This is a genomic window from Bacillus sp. AP8 (assembly GCF_000321185.1).
Classification (GTDB): domain Bacteria; phylum Bacillota; class Bacilli; order Bacillales; family DSM-1321; genus Bacillus_AD; species Bacillus_AD massilioanorexius.
On record NZ_CAPG01000035.1, the window covers coordinates 17246 to 27315 of the forward strand.

8 protein-coding genes are annotated in these 10070 nt (G+C 33.9%); all 8 read right to left on the bottom strand.

The annotated features are described in order from the left end of the window. Positions 1-24 precede the first annotated feature (24 nt). On the bottom strand, positions 25-1359 hold the full coding sequence (locus BN349_RS09120) for an MFS transporter (protein WP_019241988.1): 1335 nt from the start codon (positions 1357-1359) through the stop codon (positions 25-27). Positions 1360-1600: 241 nt separating this feature from the next. Further along, entirely contained in the window at positions 1601-2308 is a 708-nt protein-coding gene (locus BN349_RS09125) for a GntR family transcriptional regulator (RefSeq protein ID WP_019241989.1), read from the bottom strand. A 339-nt stretch (positions 2309-2647) separates the two neighbouring features. Beyond that, positions 2648-3832 (bottom strand): pyridoxal phosphate-dependent aminotransferase, encoded by a 1185-nt coding sequence (locus BN349_RS09130; RefSeq protein WP_019241990.1) that lies wholly within the window; start codon positions 3830-3832, stop codon positions 2648-2650. 23 nt (positions 3833-3855) lie between these two features. Then, positions 3856-4335: a cell wall elongation regulator TseB-like domain-containing protein gene (locus tag BN349_RS23705; protein ID WP_019241991.1), complete on the bottom strand. Its 480-nt coding sequence runs from the start codon at positions 4333-4335 to the stop codon at positions 3856-3858. A gap of 320 nt (positions 4336-4655) precedes the next feature. Further along, entirely contained in the window at positions 4656-7460 is a 2805-nt protein-coding gene (gene dinG / locus BN349_RS09140) for an ATP-dependent DNA helicase DinG (RefSeq protein ID WP_019241992.1), read from the bottom strand. A 212-nt stretch (positions 7461-7672) separates the two neighbouring features. Further along, on the bottom strand, positions 7673-8056 hold the full coding sequence (gene panD / locus BN349_RS09145) for an aspartate 1-decarboxylase (RefSeq protein ID WP_019241993.1): 384 nt from the start codon (positions 8054-8056) through the stop codon (positions 7673-7675). Between the two features lie 35 nt (positions 8057-8091). Continuing rightward, positions 8092-8937: a pantoate--beta-alanine ligase gene (gene panC, locus BN349_RS09150; protein WP_019241994.1), complete on the bottom strand. Its 846-nt coding sequence runs from the start codon at positions 8935-8937 to the stop codon at positions 8092-8094. Next, entirely contained in the window at positions 8937-9770 is an 834-nt protein-coding gene (gene panB, locus BN349_RS09155) for a 3-methyl-2-oxobutanoate hydroxymethyltransferase (RefSeq protein WP_019241995.1), read from the bottom strand. The genes panC and panB overlap by 1 nt, the downstream gene beginning before the upstream one ends. Positions 9771-10070: the final 300 nt, after the last annotated feature.

The following is a 10070-nucleotide window of genomic DNA, read 5'->3' on the forward strand; positions in this document are numbered from 1 at the left end:
ATTTAAATCCTCCTCGTATTATATTTAGTTTACGCTGCCAATTTTTTTATTATAGTTAATTATGCTTGATACAAAAGCTAAAAGAAGACCTGCTGCAACAAATACCATGAGTGCTAAGAAATACGAATCCGTTATCGATACGATAAGACCAATGTAGATTGGCGTTATAATTCCTGCAATATTACCCGCAAAGTTCATGCATCCCCCAATCGTACCAACATGTTCACGCTGTGAGATTGCTGCAGGTACGCTCCAATATAAACCTCCCCAACGAAGAAAGAATAAAGCAAATGATAGAGTGGTAATTGCCATCGTTACCGAGCTAGATTTACTCAACAAGAAAATAGAAAGCGCTGTCATAATTCCTGCAATTGATAACATCGTTCTCATTACTGTGTTAAAGTTACCCCCCTTATCTCGCCATTTATCAGTAATCCACCCCCCGATGATTTCCCCTATAAATCCAGAGCCAAAGATAATTAAAATGGACCCTCCGATTGCATTAATATTCAAATTCTGTGTTTTAGCCAGATAAGATGGTCCCCATGTCATTAATCCGTAAAAAACAGTGTTAAACGAAAACCATCCTAAACACATACACCAGAAATTACGGGCGGTTAAGTAATCTTTTACACCAACCTTTATACCATTTACATTACGTCTATGCTCTTCATATTCTTCTTCAAGTGCTTTTCTAATATGTTCACGTTCAGCTTCATTAACGCTTGAGTTACCATTTGGACCACCTTTAATAACTCGCCAAACCAACCATGCTATTATAATAGTTAAGATACCAGCACCAATTAGAGCACCACGCCATCCACCGAACCATGCCATAAATGCAATAATAATAGGCCCTCCGACTGCTGTTCCTAATGGTGCACCACTGTCAATTATCGTGGCACCACGACCTCTTTCTTTTGAACTTAACCAAATTGCTTGTAGTTTTGAACTCCCAGGCATTACTGGAGCTTCTGTAATGCCTAGTAAAACACGAAGAAACATTAGTGATTTTGCACCAGTTATAAAACCTGTTGCCGTTTGAACAATTCCCCAGGCAAGTGCAGCGCCGTACACAATTTTATCTGGGCGATATTTATCAGCTAACCACCCTGATGGTACTTGCATAAGTGCGTAACCCCAGAAAAAAGAGCTTAGTATTAAACCAACAATTGCAGGATCTAAAGCTAAATCCTTTTGTATCTCTGGCATAGCAATTGATAGTACTGCACGATCAACATAGTTAATTGTCACGAGAAGAAGAAGCATTATAAACACTCGCCAACGCACATTCGTTGGCTTTGCAGTCAAATGTTTTTGTGGTTCTAATACTTTTTGACTAGCGTTACCTTTTTGCATAAAAAGCCTCCTTTTTTAACTAACAATGTGTTTTGATCTAAATTACTCCTATATCGAAATGAAACAAATCACCTCCTTAAATATAAAGGACAAACACACATTAATAGGGCTCGACACGGAACAGCTTTTATGCCTAAAAATAGCACTACTTAATATTCAGTTTTTATAAAAAAATGCTTCGATCTACGTACTTGTTCCTCGCACTGTAAACCATTTTGATTTTTTAAACGTGAAAATAGATTTAGTAAAAATGAAGAAAGTCTTCCTTATGTAAATTATGTTTATTCCCAAAAATTTCTCTTAAATGTATTAAATCGTTTTTCATATGATTTTGCATAGCCTTATATGCTTTTTCTTGTTCCTTATTCACAATATGATTAAAGATTTCTTGGTGCTCGTAAAAAACATTCCATTCTCTATTTTCACCTTGAAAATTTAAAACTCTGTAATAATGACTTAAAGATTTTAAATCACTTAGCTGTTTATTCAATCTTCTGTTTTGACTGTATTTCATGATTAAATCATGGAATCTTGCATTTTCTTCAATTACTTTATCTTTTTTTTCTTCATTATAGTTTTCGAGATATGCTCTACTTTTTACAAGAGTACTTTCAATTTCTTCTATTTCTGATTTTGTTGCCAATCTCGTTGTTAAACTAGCAGCTAAAGACTCCAGAACAATTCGGCATTGATAAATATCTTCTATATCCTTAATAGTTGGTTTGTACACCGTAATTCTTGATTTTTCATTTATCTCTAGTAAACCTTCTTTTTCTAAAGCTCTCACAGCTTCACGAACTGGACTGCGACTGATATTTAATTCTCTAGCTATTCTAGCTTCATAAATACCATCTCCTGGTTTTAATACACCTTTTACAATCATCTCTCTTATCGAATGATAAACTTGATCATAATATCTCATTGGTTTTTCTATAGAAAAAGTATCCATAGTTCTCTCCTTTCTTGTCGTCTGTCGACACTTATTCCTAATGTTCATTAAAAAATCAAAGAAACTCTCATATTTGTTGTTTTATAAACAACGACGTTTCTTCCATTTATTTACTAAAGAATATCATCCTGAGCTAATAATTTCAATAGTTTTTTTAATTTTCCGAAAATTAAAAATTTTAAAAAGTATATTGTTCTACCTTAGTAGACCTTTGTTTCTATGCTTTAATTACATGATATTTTCCCAACTCTTTTTAAATAAATGCAATACAATAATATATGTTATGTACGAGTTTCGACACAATAAAAAAGCTAAGCTTTCGCTTAGCTTTTTCATTTATTATTTCATTTTTGTTTGAACAAAATTAGCCATTCGTGATACTGCACTTTCTAATAAGTCTAGTGAAGTTGCATATGATAAGCGAATATTATCTGGTGCACCAAATCCTGATCCTGGAATTACAGCTACTAATGCTTCTTCAAGTAATGCAGCAACAAATTCATCTACATTATTGTAGCCTGTAGCTAGTGCAGCTTCCTTAACATTTGGGAATAAGTAAAATGCACCTTTTGGTTTAATACAAGTAACACCCGGAATAGCTACTAATTGATCATAAATTGTATTCAAACGCTCTTCAAATGCTTTTCTCATTTCTTCAACAGCATCTTGAGGACCATCATATGCAGCAATGGCACCGTATTGAGCAGTTGTTGTTGGATTAGAAGTACTGTGGCTTGCAAGGTTTGTCATTGCTTTTACAATTTTTTCATTACCAGCAGCATAACCAATTCTCCAACCTGTCATGCTATGTGATTTTGAAACACCATTTATTATAATAGTATTTTCTTTTAATTCTGGAGATAGCTGAGCAATTGATACATGCTCATTACCATCATATATAAGTTTTTCATAAATTTCATCTGAAACGATTAGAATGTTATGCTTTAAGCAAACTTCTCCAATCTTAGCCAATTCATCCGCTGAATATAGCATCCCTGTTGGATTACTTGGCGAGTTAATGATAATAGCTTTCGTTTTCTCAGTTACAAGTGCTTCAATTACCTCTGGTGTTACTTTAAATGAGTTACTTTCCAATCCTTCACAATATACAGGTACTCCATCTGCAAGTTTCACTTGTTCAGGATAGCTAACCCAATAAGGTGTTGGAATAATAACTTCATCACCTTCGTCTAAAATGGCTTGGAATAAAGTATAAAGAACATGCTTAGCTCCAAGACCAACAATAATTTCTGAAGGCTTGTAATCTAATCCTTGGTCTCTTTTTAATTTCGCTATGATAGCTTCCTTTAGCTTAGGTAATCCTGCAGAAGGTGTATATTTGGTAAATCCTTCATTCATAGAAGCTGTAGCAGCATCAATGATATGCTGCGGAGTATTGAAATCAGGTTCCCCTGCTCCAAGACCAATTATATCAAGCCCTTGTGCCTTGAGCTCCTTTGCTTTTGCAGTAATTGCTAATGTTGTTGATGGTGTAAGAGCTTGAACACGTTTTGCCAGTATCATACTTAATACTCCCCCTAGTTATGTTAAATACCTATATATTTTGTTAACGATTCTCCGGTTAGAAAATCGAAATAATAATAATGTAATCGGTCTTTATGATCTTTAATAGTAACTTCCCATAAAGCAACCTTACTTTCCATTCCTAGCTTAATCGAGATGATTTCGTCTGGTTGATACGAATGTTCCACAATCTTTGTAATCTCTTTCTTTGAAACACCTGAAGAATACTTCTTCTTAACAATTGAATGATCTTTACGATCTTTAGGAATCCATAATACCTGTTGGACACCTTTTTTATCCTTACCTACAACTACGGAATAAACTTCTTTTCCATGATATAAATAAAAATCACTAACAGTAGTGAGGCCACCTTCACTTTTTGCTATATTTATGGCTCTTTCTTCTTCATTATTGGCATAATCCATACCTACAAGAAAGCTCGCTATGACATAACCAATTATAATGATAAGTAAAAAGCTAATTGCTAAAATCCATTTTTTCAATAAAACCACTCACTTTATGTTCTATAAATCGTTAAATTAACTGTTTCTGATCTCACAATCTAGTGAAAGTCCAAATACTAACAAATCAAATAATTACTATCTATTCAGTACATCCACCACTTTATATAAATCAGGTTGATATTGAACTTTTTCAATCGAATGGTTTACTTACATTCCATATACCTTCTGGTAATAGAAGATTTTGTCATAACAATATTGTCTTGACTATTTTAAATGCAGAAACCGCATTAACGACTCTTTCAATATTATAACAGTTTTTTTGTTAGAAAAATAAAATTTCATCAAAAAATTATTATTCACTATACTTCATTCAACCATTTCTTAATTATACTTTGTACAATATCCTGATTTACCTTTTTCATTTCAATCTCTGGTATGGATTTAATAAAATCAATTCCATATTTCGTTGTAACTATTCTCCTATCACATACAATAAAGATTCCTTTATCTTCATTGGTACGAATTAACCTGCCGAAACCTTGTCTAAATCTCATTATAGCTTCTGGTAATGAATATTCACTAAACGGATTCCCCCCATTTTCCTTAATCCTTTTACAGCGTGCGTCTGTAAGAGGCTCATCGGGTGGCGAAAACGGTAGTCGTACAATCATTAAGCTTTGTAAGGTTTCACCAGGCAAATCTAAGCCATCCCAAAAACTTGCTGTCCCAAGTAATATGGATTTATCAAAGTTTTGAAAGTATTTAATTAATCTTGACTTACTTTTACTTGATATTCCTTGTGAAAGGATATTAAAATCATCTAATGCACTGCGTTCCTTTAACTTCTCGTGAGTCATTCGTAACATTTCTTGCGAAGTAAATAATACTAACATCCTACCTTTACTTGCAATCGCTGTTTTTTCAATATAAATAGCAATATTATCAACATATGTATCAGCACTAACAGCATTAACTTCTGGAATATCATCTGGAATAAGCATTTGAACCTTTTCTTTATACAAGAAAGGGGACGGAAATGAAAACACTTCAATATCTTTATTATGAAGACCAAGCTTATTCTTCATGTAATCAAATGATCCTTTGACTGTTAATGTTGACGATGTTAGGACTACACTTTTTTGGAAGGCAAAATATCTTAACCACAAATCACTTCCACCCATAATAGGCTGTGAATATAAGAAAACATATTGACTAGGACTTTTTCTATTCCACTCTAGCCAATAAAGTACAGAATCTTTATTCCTAACGAAATATTCCATCAGACGTTGAGCATTTTCAACAAAGAATGAAGCGATACTTTCCATTTCTGATAAATAAAACAGCTGTGTTTTTCCTGGCTGGCCATTTTGTAAAACAAATTCTACATTACTTCTTAAATCAGCCGCTAATTGCTTGAAGTGCTCACTTAGTCTCTCCACAATCATCATTAGCGGTTTAGCGTTGGTATGAGTAGACAGTAGCATTGGTATAGTAACTGTATTTTGAGTATGGCTTTTTTTACTATATTCCTCGCAACAACTAGATAGTAATTGGAAGAATTGCTCCAATTCGAAAGTGACTTCTTGTAATAAGCGTTCAGTATGAAACTGTATTTGATTTTTAGATGGATCAATATCACTAATCATTTTTGCAACTTTATGAATTAGCTGATTCTGCTCAAATGAACCTAGTTTGTTGATCATCATTTTTAATTTCACGTAATCAACTGTACTACCTAAATGCTTGGATGCTGCATTTTCTAATTGATGCGCTTCATCAATAATTAAAGTGTGGCAGCTCGCTTCTTGATTATTCTTTAAGAAATAATCTGTCATTAAATATGAGTGATTAGTAATAATTAAATCTGCTTTATAAGCTAAAGCTTTTGCACGCTGATAAAAATCAAATGGCTCCCATGAATTTTGGTGCTCGGTTGCAATATTATTGGCTCCTTGCAGTCGATCCCAAAATAGCTCTCCACCACTAGAAAGGTTTAGCTCATCCTTATCACCAGTCTCCGTGTGTAATAGCCAAATTAATATTTGCATTTTCGTTAAAGCACTATCATAGTTATCATCTCTTGTCCGTAATGCTCGATCAAATTTGGCTAAACTTAAATAATTCGCACGACCTTTTAAAACAACTGTATGTATCTTAAAAGGAACCATCAATTGTAGTTTAGCTAATTCCTTTTGGAGAAGTTGGTTTTGCAACTCAATGGTATAAGTGCTAATCATCACTTTCTCATTATTTTGAATAGCATAATAGGCCGCAGGTAACAAATAGCCTAATGTTTTTCCCAATCCTGTTCCAGCTTCAATTAACGCAATTTTATTCGCATTAAAAACTCGATAGACTTCGTCCATCATAGTCATTTGATCATTTCTAATTTCTAAATTTGAAAATGCCTTCTGTAACTGTTCTATTTTCTTTTCCTTTGTTTCAGGAAATTCAAAGTCAGCCTTTCGAATTTCTTCTTCATCTGAATCCATTGATTTTTTTAAAGCAATTCCCTTATTAATAAATAGATGTGGATGATGAATAGGACTTTTAGACATTCTTTTTTGTAATATAAGCGAAATAAGCTCTGATATTTCACTTTTTAAAGAATAAGACAATTTATACAGTTGTTTAAGCGTCACTAACGGAATATCGTGAAGTTCTTTAGCAAATTTAAGAAAAAGCTCCGCAGTTGCATATGCATCACTATCTGCCTGATGGGGACGATCATGTTCATATCCTTCTTCTTTTGCTAAATGCGATAATTTATAGCTTGTTGCTGTAGGTCGCATAATTTTTGCTAATTCAACTGTATCAATGGTTGAACCATAGAAGCCTTCATAACCGCAAGTATATAATTCATCTTGTAAAAACGATAAATCGAATAATACATTATGAGCAACGAAGCATGAGTCTTGTAGAAGCTCGATTATCTTAGGTGCTACCTCAGAGAATAAAGGAGCATTAACAAGCATCGACTCATGTATTCCTGTCAGTTCTTCAATAAATGGTGAAATGGATTGTTCAGGATTCAAAAAAGTCGAAAACTCTTCAACAATCTTGTCATTTTCTATAATGACCGCTGCAAATTGAATAATTCTATCACCTTTTTTGACGGAGTTCCCTGTTGTTTCTAAATCCACGACAACATAACGTTGACTCATTATTGTACACCTCAAAATTCCATAATCAAAAAAGCAAAATACCTTTTTGAAAGTCTAATAAACACTATATTACATGATTATACAGTCATCTGACAATGTAGCTAACTCAAGAAAAATCACCTCATTCTTTTTTGGTTAAGCTATAGACCTATAAATCAGACAACAAAAAATCGGTGAAGATAAGTAAATCTCCCCACCGATCAAATTAGATTTTATAAAATAGTTGCCTCAGGCTCATGGGAAATCATATCAATAATTTTATTATTTTCACCCATGATTGCCACTTTTGGTTGATGATTTTTCACATGCTCTTCTGCAATAATCGCATAAGAAATGATAATAACAATATCACCTGGTTGCACTAAGCGAGCAGCAGCACCATTTAGACAGACAACACCACTACCTCTTTCACCAGGAATAATATATGTTTCTAATCTTGCACCATTATTATTATTAACGATGGCCACTTTTTCATTTGGTAGCATATCTACCGCATCAAGTATATCTTCATCGATTGTAATGCTTCCTACATAATTTAAATTCGCTTCTGTTACCGTAGCTCGATGGATTTTTCCCTTCATCATCGTTCTGAACACTATCAATTCCCCCAGTATCTTTTTTACACTATAGCTTAAATACTAAAAACGACATTATCAATTAATCTTGCTCCGCTAAATGCTACGGCTAAAGCAATAATTACTTGCCCTTCAACAATTTCAATTTTTTCAAGATCAGGATAAGAATATATTTCTATATAATCCGTTTTTCCACTCGTGTGTTGTTCAATATATTTTTTCATTTCTGTAATAATATGTTTCGGATTTTTTTCACCTTCAGCAATTAAAGCTTTCCCGAGCTGTAAGCTTCTATATAAATGTTTCGCTTCTTTTCTTTCCTGATCAGTTAGAAATACATTTCTAGAGCTTTTCGCTAATCCATCCTCTTCTCTGACAGTATCAACACGAACGATTTGGATAGGAAAATTAAAATCTTCTACTAAGCCTTCAACAACAGCAACTTGTTGAGCATCCTTTAAGCCAAAGTATGCTCTCATTGGCTGAATGATATTAAAGAGCTTCGTTAATACCGTTGCCACACCATCAAAATGTCCGGGCCTAGACTGACCACATAATACATTTGTTCGTTTATTTACTCTTACCGTTACAGACGGTTGAGCTGGATACATTTCTTCCACCGAAGGATAAAAAATATAGTCCACATCATGTTGTCTCGCAACTTGTTCATCATGTTCAATATCTCGAGGATATTTATCTAAATCTTCATTCTCACCAAATTGTAATGGATTGACAAAAACACTTAGAACAACAATATCATTGGCACTACGTGCTTGTTTCAACAGCTGTTGATGACCCTCATGTAAATACCCCATTGTAGGTACATAGCCAATTTGTTTGCCAGTTTCTCGTACTTCTCGTAATTCTGTTTGCAGTTCTTCAATGCTCGTAACAATTTTCATTATTTGCCTCCATACAATGCTTGAACTTCTTCTTCCTTCATCGTAAAGGAATGTTTTTCATCAGGAAATACAGATTCTTTTACTTCTTTCACGTAAGCCGTTAAACCAGAAAGAATTTCCTCATTTGCATTGCCATATGCTTTTACGAATTTTGGTAAGCGCTTTACTCCATATTGAATAACGTCATGATAAACTAGAACTTGGCCATCTGTAGCATTTCCTGCTCCAATTCCAATTGTCGGAATCGATAATGCTTCTGTAATCATTTTTCCAACTTGGTATGGAACACATTCTAATACAAGGGCAATTGCTCCAGCTTCTTGACATTTGATTGCATCTTCTAATAATTTTTGTGCTGCTTCAGCATCTTTTCCTTGTACTTTATATCCACCAAGAATACCGACTGATTGAGGCGTTAATCCTAGGTGAGATACAACCGGAATCCCCGCTTCAGTTAAGGCGCTAATTTTGTATAATACTTCCCCAGCTCCTTCTACTTTAACGGCATCCGCTCTTCCTTCTTGCATAATACGAGCAGCATTTTTTAAAGTCTCATCCATTGATAAATGATAACTCATAAACGGCATATCAGTTACCGTGAATGTATCAGTAGCACCACGTTTTACGGCTTTAGTATGATGAATCATGTCATCAACAGTTACAGGAATTGTTGAATCATAACCAAGAACAACCATTCCTAATGAATCACCCACTAAAATCATATCCACTTTTGCTTCTTCTGCTAATAACGCAGAAGGATAGTCATAAGCTGTTAGCATAACAATTTTTTCTTTTTCTTGCTTCATTTTTACAAATTGACTATAAAGTTTCATTTTTTTCCTCCTTTTTTTAGAGGAGATAAAACGTTATACGATTGCTTCCAAACGGCAAAAAAACCCTTCTATACACAGAAGGATCTCGTAATGGTAGCTATGTTTCATCCCTCTGTCCCTGTCCTCTCGGATCTAGGCAGACTACTAATATGTCATTACAACTCTTACAAATATAGGTGCAGTTCTATCACAAATAGATACTACCCGCTATTAGTATATCAAGCTAATGATTTTATATCTACTTTTAATTTTAAAAATGGAATATTCGCTCATTGTATAAATACAAAAAAGAAGCAACAA